Here is a 15,382-nt window from a genome sequence, read left to right on the forward strand (position 1 = left end):
GGAAGCCTTCACGTGCAGGAAAGTCATCAGGACAAAACGGCAAAGATAGAAACGATAAAACGCTGGTCGCCGGTGTGGATCATTCCCATCGTTACGGTGCTCATTGGCGCCTGGATCCTTTTTTATCATTTCAGCAACCAGGGGCCAGAGGTCACGCTGGTTACCTCAAATGCAGAAGGTATCGAGGCGGGAAAGACCGCCATCAAGACCCGCAATGTTGATATCGGCATCGTCGAAAGCGTGAGCCTGAGCGATGACCTTAAGCAGGTTATCGTTACCGCCCGTTTGCATACCGGCATGGAAAATTTGCTGAATAAGGGATCGGTGTTCTGGGTGGTAAAGCCCAAGATTGGGCGAGAGGGCGTTTCTGGTCTGAATACGCTGTTTTCCGGCGCCTATATCGAACTTCAGCCGGGAAGAGACAAAGCGGTAGAGACCCGCTTTACGCTGCAGGACAATGCGCCACTGGCTTCGCCCGATATGAAAGGGCTGCGCATTGCGCTGGAGAGCAAGCAGCCGACGCGGTTGAACGCGGGCGATCCGGTGCTGTTTCGCGGTTTTCGCGTCGGGACGGTGGAAAGCAGCGAGTTTGATCCTAAAGAGCGCGTCATGCGCTACCAGCTGTTCATTATGGAACCCTACCGCGGCCTTGTAACCAGCAACGTTCGCTTTTGGCAGGACAGCGGCATTTCGTTCGACATGTCGTCTCAGGGCGTTCGCGTTGATATGGGGTCACTGGATACGCTCGTTACCGGCGGCGTGAGTTTTGACTTGCCCAACGGGTGGTCGGCGGGCGATCCGGTGAAAAACCTCGACGAATTTGAGCTGTATTCCGATCAAAAGAGCATTCAAGAGTCGCTGTATACGCGACACGATGACTTCCTGCTCTACTTTGAAGACTCTATTCGCGGCTTAGAGCCGGGTGCGCCGGTTGAGTTTCGCGGCATTCGGGTAGGTACCGTCTCCGCAGTGCCGTTCTATATGCCGGAGCTGAAGACGATCAACAAGAACTACTATATCCCGGTTCTTATCCGCATTGAGCCAGACAGAGTGCAAAACCGGTTTGGTAAGGATTTCGATCTTAAAAGTCACCTGCTGGAGTCGGTTAACGACAGCAATCGACTCAGGGCCGCGCTGAAGTCGGGCAACCTGCTTACCGGCGCGCTGTTTATCGATTTGGACTTCTACCCTGACGCTAAGCCGTGGGGCGGGCCTAAAGAAGTGATGGGGCGTCCTATAATTCCGACGGTCAGCGGCGGTTTGGCGGAAATCCAGAAGCGCCTGATGCAGACGCTGGATAAGGTCAACAAGATGCCGGTAGAACCGATGCTGACGGAAATGACCGAAACGCTGAAGCAGACTCGCAGCACGATGGCCAGCCTGAACGCGATTTTGTCGAGCAAAGAAGTCAACAATTTGCCAAAAGACATGCAGCAGACGCTGGTTGAGCTTAACCGCAGCCTGAAGGGGTTACAGCCCGGATCGTCAGCGTATAGCTCTTTAGTGAACGACATGCAGCGTTTGGATCAGGTGATGCGTGAACTGCAGCCGCTGCTGCAGAAACTGAATCAGAAGAGCAATGCACTGGTCTTTGAAGCGCCCGGCGCGAAAGACCCTCAGCCCAAGAAGGCCAATAGTCAATGATGAAATGGAAAATTGCAGCCCTCGCGCTGTTTCTCAGTGCCTGTAGCAGTCAGGCGCCGGTTTCTTACTATCAGTTGCCCTCTGCCGGCGGAGCCTCCGTTCAGGCTTCGTCCATTAATCCGCAAAAGCAGCTGTGGATTGAAAACGTCACCGTTGCGGACTTCCTTAGCGGTACGGGCATCGCCTATCAGACCAGCGACGTGACGTATACCGTCGCCAGCAGCAACCTGTGGGCCAGCGGCCTGGAGCAGCAGTTGAAGAGGGCGTTGACCGACAACCTTAGCGCTCAGTTGGGCGATTGGCTGGTGGTGAACCAGCCGGTTGGAAGTAGCGACGTCGATTCGCTGCGGGTTACGGTCAATGCGTTCCAAGGCCGCTATGATGGGCATGCGGTAGTCAGCGGTTATTGGGTGCTGCAGCACAAAGGGCAAATCGTCCGTCGACCGTTTGACGTTGAGCTGCCGCTGCAGCAAGACGGCTATAGCGAGCTGGTAAAAGTATTGGCTCAGGCCTGGCAGCAGGAATCTGTTGAAATTGCTAACGTGTTAAAAAGCCAGTAAACCGGGTGTAATATTGGTTTTGGTGATAATTAAAAGTGTCATATTGGAGTTTTAATGAAATCAAATAAGGTTCTTTGGGGAGCCGCCGCGCTGAGCGCGGCGCTAATGGCTCCGGCAGCAATGGCTGACAATTTTTCTATCGGCCTCGGGGCAGCGGTTGGTCAGTATGCCTATAAGGGCGTTGATAACGATACCGTTCCCTACCCAATGATCAACTATGAAGGTGAGCGCTTCTTTGTTCGCGGCACCGGAGCCGGGGCGTATCTGCTAAAAGATACGCATAACCAGCTGTCTTTGAACCTATTCTATTCACCACTGCATTTCGATCCGGACGACAGCGACAGCCACCGAATGAAGCAGCTGGATAAGCGTCACTCAACCGCTATGGCTGGCGTGGGGTATCGGCATATTGCCGATTGGGGCGTTGTGCGCACCTCCTTGTCTGCTGACGTGCTGGATTACAGCAACGGCTATGTGGCTGACGCCGCCTATCTGCATCCCTTTAACTTAGGCGCTTTGACCTTAACGCCGGGCGTGGGCGTTACTTGGTACAGCAGCAATTTCAATGACTACTATTACGGCATTTCTGGTAAAGAGTCTCGCCGCAGCGGTTTTGACAGCTACAACGCGGGAAGCAGCTGGTCGCCTTATGCCGAGGTGTCCGCAAACTATGCGTTAACTCAGAGCTGGAAAATCTTTGCATTCGGCCGATATACTCGTCTAGATGACGAAGTGAAAGACAGCCCGATGGTGGATAAATCCTATACGGCGCTGGTCGCCGCCGGGGTTTCTTACGCTTTCTGATTTGATTTATTAGTGCGTAAAAAAGGCCGCAATCGCGGCCTTTTACATATCCAACGTCACTTTTTTATAACGCTTCTTTATGACAGCGAATGGCGACCGAAAGGTAGTGGGGCTTATCGCTGCGCACAATAGCGGGCTGCCTTACACAGCCGGTTTCTACGCAGGCCATGGTTTTATAGCCTTCGGCGCTCATGTCCGTCATTGAGGCCGCACCTTCCGCTCCCGGGTTCCAGACGACGACGTCCGGCGCATTTCGGTGGTGGATTTCAATCGTTCTCTTAAGTACCGGGTCGCTAATTGTACTGAATGCCTGCGGTTGGTAGTAAATGCGATCAACGGGGCCGGAAAAGCGCATCGTGGAACGTTCTGCGGTGACGTCGGCATCAGCGAGCTTGTCTATGTAAGATTCACCCAACCCGGATACGCTGACCTGCGATATGTCACCCACCTGAAAGTAGCTGTGCAGCGCCGCGGTAACGGCATAGTCGCCGTGAGACTCCAACTCTAGCTCGCAGGTTTCTCCCAGCTTGATTCTGGCAATCAGGCTAAAGGCGTTTGGCCAGACTTTACGGGTTGTTTCACTGTCGTTGAGCGTGAGCGTTAGCCAGACGCACTCTTCGCTTTCGTCGTGTGCGGTCAATCGCCACTGTTCGTTGCGGGCAAAGCCGTGAGAAGGAGTTCCTGCTTTACCGAACCACGGCCAGCAGATGGGGATCCCGCCGCGGATGGCGACGCCCGGCTCAAAGTGAGTCGCTTCGCTTAACCAAATGACGGGGTTTTCTCCCGCGGGCTGCCAGGCGAGAAGCTGGGCGCCCTGAAGCGATATCACGCCTTTGGCCTTTGGGTGATCTATCACGGCGAACGTCAGGCCCTCTTTTTTACGCAGGCTGAGGCTCGGGGTGAGCTGTTGTTCTATGGGTAATAAAAATAGTGCATCTGACATGCGATAGCCTTCTTAGTAGTGCGCGGTCGTCCTGAAAGTATAATCGAAGGCGGCCGTTTTTATGAGCGTTCAGTTCGCCCCTGAGCTGGGAGCTAAGCCGTCAATCAGGTCGTTAATCTGAATAGTGATAATTTCCTGCCTCTGGCGGGCATCGGAGACGATGGCGTTGGCCATTGCTTCCTCTTGCTCGCCTTGCAGAACGCTGGCGGCACGCTCCAGATTTTCCAATAGCCAGTCGGCTGTCAGCGCTCTTTTAAAGAAGCTCAGGTTCTCAGGCAGCCAGCCGTCGCTGTCAAAGCTTCCGCTTAGCTCAGCAAGATAGGGGCCTCCGCCTCCGTGAGTTTTGTTCCAGCGATGGAAGATAGGGTTTTCCCCGTTTTCGTAGATAAGCCCTGAAGCATACATAATGGCGCAAACGGCTTTACCTGGGGTGTCCAGGTTCCACCAGCGCTGCCAGACGGGTTCAATAACGGGCAGCGTTTCTCCAAGATCGTTGAATGCGTATAGCCATTGATAGGCCGGCGTGAACGAGCCTGAATAGATAAACCCCCGCTCTTGTTCAAGGCGATGAATAAAGCTATCGCACAGCGCGTTTAGTATGCCGTCTCTCTCTTTTGTCGTTATCATCTTTTCCAGAATCCGGCCTCGGCGCGTTACGTGCAGGAAATCCTCAAAACATTCGCCGTTAGTCAGCGATTCGCACCAAACGGCCAGACAAATGGGAAACAGATAGCGAAACAGCTCGGGCTGTAAGGGTTCGACGTAGGCGAGGTTGAGCAGATAATAGCCGCTTAGTTCTCTGGCCTGAATCTGGTCCCACTCTTTTACGGCCAGCGCCTGTAGCTGTTCGTCACAGTAGTCAAACTCTTTTTCCCATACGTAGCGGGGAGGGGGCGGGTTGCCGAAAATCTGTCGACAGCGTTCACGAAGGGTTAGAGGCCGGGTAGCTTTCTTTTTTTTCATTCTTTCTGTGGGTAATAAAAAGGGCAGCGATTCGCTGCCCTCTAAGCTTAGACGTTGCCGGATCTCTTATTTAGAGATGTGAGCAATCAGGTCCAGAACTTTGTTTGAGTAGCCGATTTCGTTGTCGTACCAGGAAACGACTTTAACGAAGTTGTCGTTCAGAGAGATACCTGCCTTGGCGTCGAACACGGAGGTGCACTTTTCGCCCAGGAAGTCGGTAGAAACAACGTCGTCTTCGGTGTAGCCCAGAACGCCTTTCAGCGCGCCTTCAGAAGCGGCTTTCATTGCTTCACAAATTTCTTTGTAAGAAGCAGGCTTTTCCAAACGAGCGGTCAGGTCAACAACGGAAACGTCCGGAGTCGGAACGCGGAACGCCATGCCGGTCAGCTTGCCGTTCAGTTCAGGGATAACCTTGCCAACGGCTTTTGCAGCACCGGTGGAAGAAGGAATGATGTTTTGAGCCGCGCCGCGGCCGCCGCGCCAGTCTTTGTGAGACGGGCCGTCAACGGTTTTCTGAGTAGCAGTGGTGGCGTGAACGGTGGTCATCAGCGCTTCAACGATGCCGAACTTGTCGTTCAGTACTTTAGCAACCGGCGCCAGGCAGTTTGTGGTGCAGGATGCGTTAGAAACGATGTCCTGGCCAGCATAGGTTGCGTCGTTTACGCCCATAACGAACATCGGGGTGCTGTCTTTGGATGGGCCAGTCAGTACGACTTTTTTAGCGCCAGCGGTAATGTGCTTACGCGCAGTTTCGTCAGTCAGGAACAGACCAGTAGCTTCGGCAACGACGTCAACGCCGACTTCGTTCCACTTCAGGTTTGCCGGATCTCTTTCTGCGGTAACGCGGATGGTTTTGCCATTAACGACGAGGTGGCCGTCTTTCACTTCAACGGTGCCTTTGAAACGACCATGGGTGGAGTCATACTTCAGCATGTACGCCATGTAGTCAGCGTCGAGCAAGTCGTTGATCGCAACGATTTCGATGTCTGAGCGCTCTTGAGCAGCGCGGAATACGAAGCGACCGATACGGCCAAAACCGTTAATACCTACTTTGATAGTCATAATGTTCCACCAGCTAGTTTGTTAGTGAATAAAGTGAGTGTCATAGCCCGTCCAGTATACCCGTTATACTTCAAGCTGCCTGTGTGTTGGCTGCGCTCGTTCACCCGAATCACTTACTTATGTAAGCTCATCGGGATTCACTCCCTTGCCGCCTTCATGCAACTTGAATTATTTAGGGTATAAAATTACAAAAACCTTGCAAAACGTCAAGCGGAATCGTGTCAACCTTTGTCAGCTCTCACAAAAAAAGAGTCGAAACAGCGACGATTTTTTGCCTGTTTTTTGTACATATCGGGCCGTGCTCTCGGGTACAGATTCAATGATTATAACCCTTTTCGTTAATTTTTAGCGAGACGTTATTCTTTTCAGGCCGACAGGCAATATTTTTACTGCCTTTTTGTTAATTTATTGTTATTTTTAATGATGGTAAGCAGCATCAGTTACATAGACGGGATCGGAGAGAGCTAAAATGCCTAATACATTGAATGAAAAAAATAAAAACCTGACGGAAATGCAGCGTTTCATTACCCAGGAAAGGGGAACCGAGCCGCCGTTTTCCGGGCGCCTTTTAAATAATAACAGGGTGGGAGTCTACCGCTGCGTTTGCTGTGATTCTCCGCTGTTTAAGTCTGATACCAAGTTTGACGCCGGGTGTGGATGGCCCAGTTTTTTTGAGCCGGTCACCCAAGGTGCCGTTAACTATCTCGATGATTATTCTCATAATATGCACAGGATTGAGATTAGATGCGCGCACTGTGACGCTCACCTTGGGCACGTGTTTCCCGATGGCCCAAAACCGACCGGGCAGCGCTATTGCATCAATTCCGGCTCAATGAGGTTTGTTGACGATGAGACGGGAGAAGCCACGGCGGGCTAGCGGTGTAGCAATCGGTTAACATAATCGATTCAGCTCAATTTGCGTCGGCTGCCGAAGAGCGCAGCCACAAGCGTGTCTAAAAACAGTATTGAAACGATTTAGCTTTGCCTTTCTCCCGTTCCTACCGCGCTATTCGGCTTCCGTTAATTCTCCCCGCAGGTTTGTTTGCATCAGCCGCCTGATGCTTGCTGCGTCTCGTTCTTGGCTAAGTAGGAGGTGAAGCTTGGTTAGCGTAGCCTCCAGCGTCATGTCAAAACCGCTGATAACGCCCGCATGGGCGAGCGCATTGCCCGTGGCATAGCCGCCCATATCGACCCTGCCGGACAGGCACTGCGTCAGGTTAACGACAATAATGCCGCGTTCGGCTGCGTCGCTGAGCGCCTTCAGCAGGGAGGGGCTCTGCGGCGCGTTGCCCACGCCGTAGGTTCGAAGAATTAGCGCCCTGACGGGCTGGCGGAGGATATTGGCAATAACGTCGGTCGAAATGCCCGGGTAGAGCGTAACGACGCCTATCGGCTGGGGAGCGATAGGATGGCAACAAAATTCCCCGTTGGCGCCAGTAAACGCGGGGGCAAGGCGCTTGATGTGGATCCCGGCTTCCAGCAGCGGAGGATAGTTGGGGGAAGAGAAGGCGTCAAAACCGTCAGCGTGAACCTTGGTCGTTCGGTTTCCGCGATACAGGCGGTTATTGAAGAACAGGCAAACCTCATTAATCGGATAGTTCGCTGCAATGTAGAGCGAATTAAGCAAATTAGCCTGTCCGTCGGATCGCAGCTCCGCCAAAGGAATTTGTGACCCTGTCACTATAACCGGCTTGTCCAGATTCTCCAGCATGAAAGAGAGTGCGGAAGCGGTAAACGCCATGGTGTCGGTACCGTGCAGAATGACAAATCCATCGTAGCGATCGTAACGATGACAAATATCGTCGGCAATGTGCTGCCAGTCGCTTGGCGTCATGTCCGATGAGTCTATCAACGGATGATATTCGTGGATAACAAATTCCGGCATTTCTTCCCGATGAAACTCGGGCATTTTCGCCAGCTGCTGCTGTAGATAACCGGATACGGGGACGTAGCCTTGGCTGGAATGGCGCATACCGATGGTTCCGCCGGTGTAGGCGACATAGATGGACTTTCTTTGTTTTGACATTGTTAATAAGCCGATGGGGAGATTGAAGAAGGATGGAGCGATTATAAAAGACACATTATCGGAAGAGAACGCTTTTCCATAATAAAATAGGCCCAGCGATGCCGCCGGGCCTACCCTATAACGCTACAACCGATAAAACTAGTTAGAATAGCTACAGCTTAAGCAGTAAACGTAGCGATGGCCGGGATCGCTCAGGCTGCCGAAGAGGCCCGGCTGCTGATTAAGCTCGTTCGCCATCTGGTTCAGCGGCGCAGGCAGCTCTATCTTGACTGATCCCGGCAGCAGGGCGTTGACCATCACGGTAGCCTGACCCAGTAGCGTCTCTTTAAGCTCTGACTCGCTGCTGATCCACTTGATTTTGTAGTCTTTCAGCTTGGCCAGTTCGGCGCTTTTCTTCAGCGCGTCGTCAAAGTCGCCCAATGCGTCGACCAGACCGTTGCTTTTGGCATCTGCGCCGATCCAGACCCGGCCTTGAGCGATGCTGTCTACCTCCGCAGGCGTTTTCTTCCGCGCTTTGGCGACTAAATCGATGAAGGTTTTATAGCCGTTTTCAATCGTAAGCTGCATCATTTCAGAAAACTCAGGAGACAGGGGCTTGGTCACGCTCGCACCGGCCAGCGGCGATGTTTCAACGCCGTCCGAATGAACGCCTACTGCATCCAGCGAATTTTCGAAGGTGTTAATCACGCCAAAAATGCCGATAGAGCCGGTCAGCGTGCTTGGGCTTGCAATAATGTAGTCGGCTGGGGTGGAAATCCAATAGCCTCCAGAGGCCGCCATGCCTCCCATAGAGACGACCACGCTTTTGCCTGAATCTTTAAGCGCCTGAACTTCAGCGCGGATGGTTTCCGATGCGGTAACGCTTCCGCCTGGGCTGTTAACTCTAAGAATAACGGCCTTGACGTTGTCATTCAGGCGGGCGCTGCGCAGCTGCCTGGCGGTGGTATCGCCGCCGACCATGCCCGGCATCTCTTTACCATCGATAATGGCTCCGTTAGCAAAAATGACGGCAATCTCTGGCTTTTTCTCCTTCGATTTCTCTTCGGGGATGCTGTAGTCGTAAATGCTGGTCAGATTGTAGTTCTTGTTTTTCTTATCCCAACCGAAGGCCTTTGTCAGGCGACTTTCCATTTCAGCACGGGAAATGATGCCGTCCACAAGCCCGTTTTTCATTGCAAGGCGCGCGCTGTCGCCGCCGTTAGCCTTCAATTGCTCAATCAGCATTTGCGCCGTGGGGTAAATTTTCTCTGGCGTAGTGTGGCGATTTGTCGCGACGTCCAGCAGGTAGTTTGACCACAGGCCGTTCAGCCAGCGACTGCCGGCCTGGCGCGCTTCTGGCGACATGTCGTCGCGGATGAAGGGCTCGACGGCAGACTTATAGGTGCCGACGCGAAAAACGTGGGTTGTCACCTTCAAGTTGTCCAGCAGTGACTTGTAATACAGGCCGTTGGCGGCGATGCCGGGGAGCATAACGCCGCCTTGGGGGGTAAGATAAACTTTGTCAGCAAAGCTCGCCAGATAGTATTGGCTTTGGGTATAGCCGTCACCAATCGCATAAATCGGCTTTCCGCTTTCGCGAAATTCACTGAGGGCCTTGCCTATATAGCGAAGAGACGGCTGGTCAGCGCCGAGGAATCCGCCAAGGGACAACACCAGCCCGCTGATGGATTCATCGCTCTTGGCGTATCGAATCTGCTTTACTATCTCAAACAGCGAGTTTTCCTGAATGTCCCGGCTGCCGCCGATGAGCTCTTTCCCCAGTTGGCGAAGCTTGTTGTCCGGATTCACCGCGTCGACAACGGTGCCCTGTAGGTCAACCAGCAGAGCGCCCTGCGGCGGCCGCTGATAGGGTTGTTCAAGCTGAAAGTAAACGCCGAGGCCAATAATCAAAACAAAAAAGAAAATAAGGTTGAGAAAGACCTTACGGACAAAGTTAATAACGTACCAACAGATCTTGAAGATGGTCGCGAAGATTTGCAGAAGTGCCTTCATGAGCGTGCCTTTATTGATGCCCTGAGTCAGGGAAAAACGATGTCGATTATCCTAAAGGGTTGGATTGAAAAAGTCAGTGTCTATCACGTAACGTCGAGCGTTATTTTGCTGTCATTAACAAATAATTAACCTTACAATAAAACGATATTTTTATATAGCGTAATGTCAGGAGAATTCTATGGATGCACTCACTTTGCTGCTCAACCGCCGTTCCGCATCGCGTTTAGTCGAGCCAGCGCCCTCCGGCGAGGCGTTGCAAAACATCATTCGCGCTGGAATGAGGGCGCCTGACCACGGAACGCTGGAACCCTGGCGTTTTATCATCGTCGAGGGGGAAGCGCGCCACCGTTTTGCAGAGGTGTTGCTGAAGGCGGCGCTTGAAGAAGGGAAAGACGAGTCCGTTCAGGAAAAGTCAAAGACCGGACCGCTGCGGGCGCCGATGATTATCGTGGTGGTTGCCCACTGTACCGAGCACCTTAAAGTACCGCATTGGGAGCAGGTCGCTTCGGCAAGTTGCGCCGTTCAGGCCATGCAGATGGCCGCGGTTGCGCAAGATTTCGGCGGAATTTGGCGCAGCGGATTTTGGACGGAAAACAAAACGGTCAGAGAGGCCTTTGGATGTAGGGAATTGGATGAAATCGTCGGATTCCTTTATCTGGGTACGCCTCAGGTGCAGCCGGCGAAGGTGAAGGCGCCCGATACGACGCCTTTTGTCTCCTATTTTTAAGCTGAGTTCTCCATTAAACCGCGGTTTTATCAAGCCGCGGTTCGCCCCTAATGCGCAGAGCGCCTTTCCCTAAATCACGCTCAACTCTTATCAACGACGTCGAGGCGCGGTACTATATGCGATTACTTCAGACGGTTCGGAAAAGGGGAGCATACAGATGTCAGAACAAACCGTTCGTTTAACCCAGTACAGCCACGGGGCGGGATGCGGGTGCAAGATCTCGCCAAAAGTGTTGGAAACGATCCTCCATTCCGAGCAGGAAAAATTCCTCGATCCTCATTTACTGGTGGGGAACGAAACGCGAGACGATGCCGCCGTGTATGACATCGGCAACGGCGTCGGCATTATCAGCACCACCGATTTTTTCATGCCCATCGTGGATGACCCCTTCGACTTTGGCCGCATAGCCGCCACCAACGCCATCAGCGATATTTACGCCATGGGCGGCAAACCCATTATGGCGATCGCTATTTTAGGCTGGCCTGTCGACAAGCTGTCGCCGGAGATTGCGCAGAAGGTGATCGAGGGCGGGCGAGAAGTCTGCCGCCAGGCAGGGATTTCTTTGGCCGGCGGCCACTCTATCGACGCGCCCGAGCCGATTTTTGGGTTGGCGGTCACTGGCATCGTCAGCACGGAACAAATCAAGAAAAACAGCGCCGCCAAGCCCGGCTGTAAGCTCTATTTAACCAAGCCCCTGGGCATCGGCGTTTTAACCACGGCGGAGAAAAAAAGCAGGCTGAAGCCAGAACACGAAGGCGTCGCGACGGAAGTGATGTGCCGCCTGAATAAGCCCGGTGCGGAGCTTGCAGCTCTCGACGGCGTTACGGCAATGACCGACGTGACCGGGTTTGGGCTCCTTGGGCACTTGAGCGAAATTTGTCAGGGCTCCGGCGTACAGGCGACGGTTTGGTTTGACGCCGTGCCTCAGCTGCCGAACGTGGCTGAATATATCGCAGAGGGCTGCGTGCCGGGCGGGACGCAGCGTAACTTTGACAGCTATGGTCACCTGATAGGCAGCTTAACCGACCTGCAGCGCAGCCTGCTGTGCGACCCGCAGACGTCGGGAGGGCTCCTGATTGCCGTTATGCCTCAGGCGGAAGACGACGTGATTGCGCTGGCTAAACGCCACCAGATTGAGCTCACTGCGATAGGCGAACTGACGATGCCGCAGGCCGGTCGGGCGCTGATTGAGGTTGTTTAATGTTCGAGCTTCATAGCGCCGACTATCGGCGCATTTTCCTAAACGATACCCCGTTAATCGACGTGCGCGCCCCGGTGGAGTTCGCTCAGGGCGCTTTTCCTACGTCGACCAACATTGCTCTGATGAATGATGAGGAGCGTAAAGCCGTCGGGACCTGCTATAAGCAGCACGGTCAGCAGGCCGCGCTTTCGTTGGGACACCGGCTAGTCAGCGGCAGCGTAAGAGAAGAGCGGGTAGCGCAGTGGCTGGCATTTTGCAGGCAGCATCCGGAAGGGGTTCTATACTGCATGCGCGGCGGTCTGCGGTCGCACATTACCCAGCAGTGGCTAAAAGAGGCCGGTCAGGACTACCCCTTGGTTTCGGGGGGATATAAGGCGCTGAGAAACTTTCTTATTGCTATTAATCAGCAGCTGGCCGAGCAGCCTATGCGCATCGTGGGCGGAAATACCGGCAGCGGAAAAACGCTGCTGATTCGCGAGCTGCCGTTTGGCGTCGACCTGGAAGGGGCAGCCAAGCATCGCGGCTCTTCGTTCGGCCGTACGGTAGCCGGGCAAAGCACGCAGATAAATTTCGAGAATATTCTGGCGATTGACGTGCTCAAAAAACAGCACGCCGGCGTTAGCCGCTGGGCGCTTGAGGACGAAGGCCGCACGATTGGCTCGAATCACGTGCCGATAGAAATTTTCGACGCCATGCAGCAGTCGCGCATCGTCGTTATTGACGACCCGTTTGAGGTTCGTCTGGCACGGCTGAAAGAAGAGTATGTGAACGCCATGTGCCGCGGCTTTATTCAGCGCTATGGCGAGGAAGAGGGCTGGTTGAACTTCAGCGAGTACCTGCACCAGGGAATGTTTGCCATTCGCAAACGTCTGGGACTGGAGCGCTATCAGGCGCTCAACGCCGAACTGGACATCGCGCTTGAACAGCATCGGCGCGGTGACGGCGACGACGGGCATGAAAACTGGCTGGTGCCGCTTTTGAAGGAGTATTACGACCCCATGTATACCTATCAACTGGGCCGTAAGGCTGAGCGCATTATTTTCCGCGGAGACTATGCGGCGGTGCGCGAGTTTTTAATACACGATAACGCCTGATGCGCCTGTTTATTGCCGAAAAACCAAGTCTGGCGCGGGCCATTGCCGATGTTTTGCCGAAGCCTCACAAGCGTCAGGACGGGTTTATCGCCTGTGGGCAGGATCAGGTCGTGACCTGGTGCGTAGGCCACCTGCTGGAGCAGGCTCAGCCGGAGCAGTACGATCCGCGCTTTGCCCGCTGGACGCTGGGCGATTTGCCAATCATTCCTGAAAAATGGCAGTTGAAGCCCAGAGATTCCGTTACCAAGCAGCTTAACGTGATTAAGCGGCTGCTGGCCGACGCCGGCGAAGTGGTTCACGCCGGGGACCCGGATCGGGAAGGGCAGCTGTTGGTTGACGAAGTGCTGGAGTTTTTGGACCTGCCGCTGGAAAAGAGGCAGCAGGTTAAGCGCTGCCTCATTAACGACCTGAACCCGCAGGCCGTGACGCGAGCTATCGATAAGCTTAGGGAAAACAGAGAGTTCATTCCCCTGTGTGTTTCCGCGCTGGCCCGCTCTCGTGCGGATTGGCTGTACGGCATCAACATGACCCGTGCCTATACGCTGCTGGGTCGTAATGCCGGCTATGACGGCGTGCTGTCCGTGGGGCGGGTACAAACGCCGGTGCTGGGGCTAGTAGTGCGAAGGGATGAAGAGATAGAAAACTTCGTGCCGAAAGACTTTTTTGAAGTCAAGGCGCACATAGTTACGCCGTCACAGGAGCGTTTTACCGCCGTTTGGCAGCCCAGCGAGTCGTGCGAGTCCTTTTTGGACGACGAGGGGCGGTTGCTCAATCGGGCGTTGGCTGAGCACGTAGTTAAGCGCATCACCGGCCAGCCGGCGCTGGTGAAAGAGTATAACGACAAGCGGGAATCCGATTCGGCGCCGCTGCCGTTTTCTCTGTCTGCGCTACAGATTGAAGCGGCCAAGCGACACGGTTTTAGTGCCCAACAGGTGCTGGATCTCTGTCAGCGGTTGTATGAAACCCACAAGCTGATTACCTATCCGCGTTCGGACTCTCGCTATCTGCCTCAGGAGCATTTTGCCGATCGCCACGCGGTGCTGGCGGCCATTGGGTCACACTGCCCTGAAATGCTGCCCGTCGCCGGAATGGATACCGAAAGGCGTAACCGCTGCTGGGATGATAAAAAGGTGGATGCGCACCATGCCATTATTCCTACCGCCCGCGGTGGCAGCGTATCACTCTCCTTCGATGAGCAAAAAATCTATGAGCTGGTGGCGCGCCAATATCTGATGCAGTTTTGCCCGGATGCGGTATATCGCAAGTGTGTGATAGAACTGGACATCGCCGGCGGAAAGTTTATCGCCAAGGCCCGCTTCTTGGCCGAAGCCGGTTGGCGCGTGCTGCTCGGCAGTAAAGAGCTGGATGAAGAAAATGAAGGCATGCCTCTGCCGGTTGTTGCCAAAGGCGATGAGCTGCTGTGTGAGAACGGCGAAGTGGTAGAGAAACAGACGCAGCCGCCGAGGCCGTTTACCGATGCGTCGCTGCTGTCAGCAATGACCGGGATCGCCCGCTTTGTGCAGGATAAAGAGCTTAAGAAAGTTCTGCGGGCAACGGACGGCCTGGGTACGGAAGCCACCCGAGCGGGTATTATCGAGCTGCTGTTTAAGCGTCGTTTCTTACAAAAGAAGGGGCGTTCGATTATTTCTACTCCGGCCGGGCGCGCGCTGATTCACTGCCTGCCGGAAACCGCTACGCGACCGGACATGACGGCGCACTGGGAATCCATTCTGACGCAGATTAGCGAAAAGCAGTGCCGCTATCAGGATTTTATTCAGCCGATGGTGACGGAGCTGCAGACGCTGATTTATCAGGCCAAACGCAATCGGCTGCCGCCGGTGTTTAAGAATGTCGCCCAGCAGGAGCAGAAGAGTAAGGAAAAAGCCGCAGAGGATAAGCCCAAGCGAAAGCGCGCAGCGCGAGCGAAAAAAGGCGCTGAGGCGACGGAAAAGGACGTTTAGCCCTTTTTTAGCGACCGCTGTAGGTAAGCGTCAAGTAAAGGTACGTCGGCCGGGGCAAGAAGATAGTCGGACGCCTCCTGCGGCGAAACCCAAGCGAAGCGGCTGTGGCAGCGTAGCTGTATTTCACCCTCGAAGCCGACGACTCTCCAGGCCTGCAGGCTCAAAACCCTTGCTGGCTGTGATATCGTGCTGGTGGCGACATGCTCGGCAATCTGCAGGCCTGTCAGGCCCATCTCTTCGTTCAGTTCACGACAGAGCGCCCGTTCGGGCGTCTCTCCCGCTTCAATCTTACCACCGGGAAATTCCCAGTAGCCGGCCAGATCGCTTTGCTCATCGCGCTGAGCGAGCAGGATTTTTCCCTGTCGCTCAATAATCGCTGCAACGACGTCGACTATGTTGATGGTG

The 15,382-nt window shown here is 54.2% G+C and carries 14 protein-coding genes; 8 read left to right on the top strand and 6 right to left on the bottom strand.

Annotation, left to right across the window (positions count from 1 at the left end):
• The first annotated feature begins 12 nt into the window (after nt 1-12).
• The 3 genes from pqiB to V8L73_RS07870 are packed head-to-tail and all read left to right on the top strand — an operon-like array spanning nt 13 to nt 3,008.
• Nucleotides 13-1,644 carry an intermembrane transport protein PqiB gene (gene pqiB, locus V8L73_RS07860; RefSeq protein WP_027274550.1) on the top strand — a complete coding sequence of 544 codons (1,632 nt, stop codon included), beginning with the start codon at nt 13-15 and terminating at the stop codon, nt 1,642-1,644.
• Entirely contained in the window at nt 1,641-2,204 is a 564-nt protein-coding gene (gene pqiC, locus V8L73_RS07865) for a membrane integrity-associated transporter subunit PqiC (protein ID WP_347254569.1), read from the top strand. The genes pqiB and pqiC overlap by 4 nt, the downstream gene beginning before the upstream one ends.
• A 54-nt stretch (nt 2,205-2,258) precedes the next feature.
• The gene (locus V8L73_RS07870; protein WP_027274552.1) at nt 2,259-3,008 is read left to right on the top strand and encodes a MipA/OmpV family protein; all 750 of its coding nucleotides are present in this window, start codon (nt 2,259-2,261) and stop codon (nt 3,006-3,008) included.
• Nucleotides 3,009-3,072: 64 nt separating this feature from the next.
• Here the strand turns inward: V8L73_RS07870 and V8L73_RS07875 are convergent, their stop codons facing one another.
• From V8L73_RS07875 to gapA, 3 genes are all read right to left on the bottom strand, one after another.
• Nucleotides 3,073-3,951: a D-hexose-6-phosphate mutarotase gene (locus V8L73_RS07875; protein WP_347254570.1), complete on the bottom strand. Its 879-nt coding sequence runs from the start codon at nt 3,949-3,951 to the stop codon at nt 3,073-3,075.
• 69 nt (nt 3,952-4,020) lie between these two features.
• Nucleotides 4,021-4,914 carry a hypothetical protein gene (locus V8L73_RS07880; RefSeq protein ID WP_347254571.1) on the bottom strand — a complete coding sequence of 298 codons (894 nt, stop codon included), beginning with the start codon at nt 4,912-4,914 and terminating at the stop codon, nt 4,021-4,023.
• A gap of 66 nt (nt 4,915-4,980) precedes the next feature.
• Entirely contained in the window at nt 4,981-5,976 is a 996-nt protein-coding gene (gapA, locus tag V8L73_RS07885) for a glyceraldehyde-3-phosphate dehydrogenase (protein ID WP_027274555.1), read from the bottom strand.
• Between the two features lie 469 nt (nt 5,977-6,445).
• On the opposite strand from gapA, the gene msrB reads away from it, so the two are divergent.
• Complete coding sequence (msrB, locus tag V8L73_RS07890; RefSeq protein ID WP_027274556.1) at nt 6,446-6,853, top strand: peptide-methionine (R)-S-oxide reductase MsrB; 408 nt, start codon at nt 6,446-6,448, stop codon at nt 6,851-6,853.
• A 129-nt stretch (nt 6,854-6,982) separates the two neighbouring features.
• Here msrB and ansA read toward each other — a convergent pair whose 3' ends face one another.
• On the bottom strand, nt 6,983-8,002 hold the full coding sequence (gene ansA, locus V8L73_RS07895; protein ID WP_036023792.1) for an asparaginase: 1,020 nt from the start codon (nt 8,000-8,002) through the stop codon (nt 6,983-6,985).
• Nucleotides 8,003-8,140: 138 nt separating this feature from the next.
• A complete protein-coding gene (gene sppA / locus V8L73_RS07900; protein ID WP_347254572.1) occupies nt 8,141-9,994 on the bottom strand; it encodes a signal peptide peptidase SppA in 1,854 nt (617 codons plus the stop codon).
• A gap of 178 nt (nt 9,995-10,172) precedes the next feature.
• On the opposite strand from sppA, the gene V8L73_RS07905 reads away from it, so the two are divergent.
• From V8L73_RS07905 to V8L73_RS07920, 4 genes are all read left to right on the top strand, one after another.
• Nucleotides 10,173-10,721, top strand: a complete 549-nt coding sequence (locus V8L73_RS07905; protein ID WP_347254573.1) for an NAD(P)H nitroreductase — start codon at nt 10,173-10,175, stop codon at nt 10,719-10,721.
• 157 nt (nt 10,722-10,878) lie between these two features.
• The gene (selD, locus tag V8L73_RS07910; RefSeq protein WP_347254574.1) at nt 10,879-11,922 is read left to right on the top strand and encodes a selenide, water dikinase SelD; all 1,044 of its coding nucleotides are present in this window, start codon (nt 10,879-10,881) and stop codon (nt 11,920-11,922) included.
• Nucleotides 11,922-13,016: a tRNA 2-selenouridine(34) synthase MnmH gene (gene mnmH / locus V8L73_RS07915; protein WP_027274561.1), complete on the top strand. Its 1,095-nt coding sequence runs from the start codon at nt 11,922-11,924 to the stop codon at nt 13,014-13,016. The genes selD and mnmH overlap by 1 nt, the downstream gene beginning before the upstream one ends.
• On the top strand, nt 13,016-14,977 hold the full coding sequence (locus tag V8L73_RS07920; RefSeq protein ID WP_036023794.1) for a DNA topoisomerase III: 1,962 nt from the start codon (nt 13,016-13,018) through the stop codon (nt 14,975-14,977). The genes mnmH and V8L73_RS07920 overlap by 1 nt, the downstream gene beginning before the upstream one ends.
• On the opposite strand, the gene V8L73_RS07925 is transcribed toward V8L73_RS07920, so the two are convergent.
• Nucleotides 14,974-15,378 (bottom strand): pyrimidine (deoxy)nucleoside triphosphate diphosphatase, encoded by a 405-nt coding sequence (locus V8L73_RS07925; protein ID WP_422655623.1) that lies wholly within the window; start codon nt 15,376-15,378, stop codon nt 14,974-14,976. The genes V8L73_RS07920 and V8L73_RS07925 overlap by 4 nt on opposite strands.
• Nucleotides 15,379-15,382: the final 4 nt, after the last annotated feature.

It is taken from the genome of Leminorella grimontii (genome assembly GCF_039789245.1).
GTDB lineage: Bacteria > Pseudomonadota > Gammaproteobacteria > Enterobacterales > Enterobacteriaceae > Leminorella > Leminorella grimontii.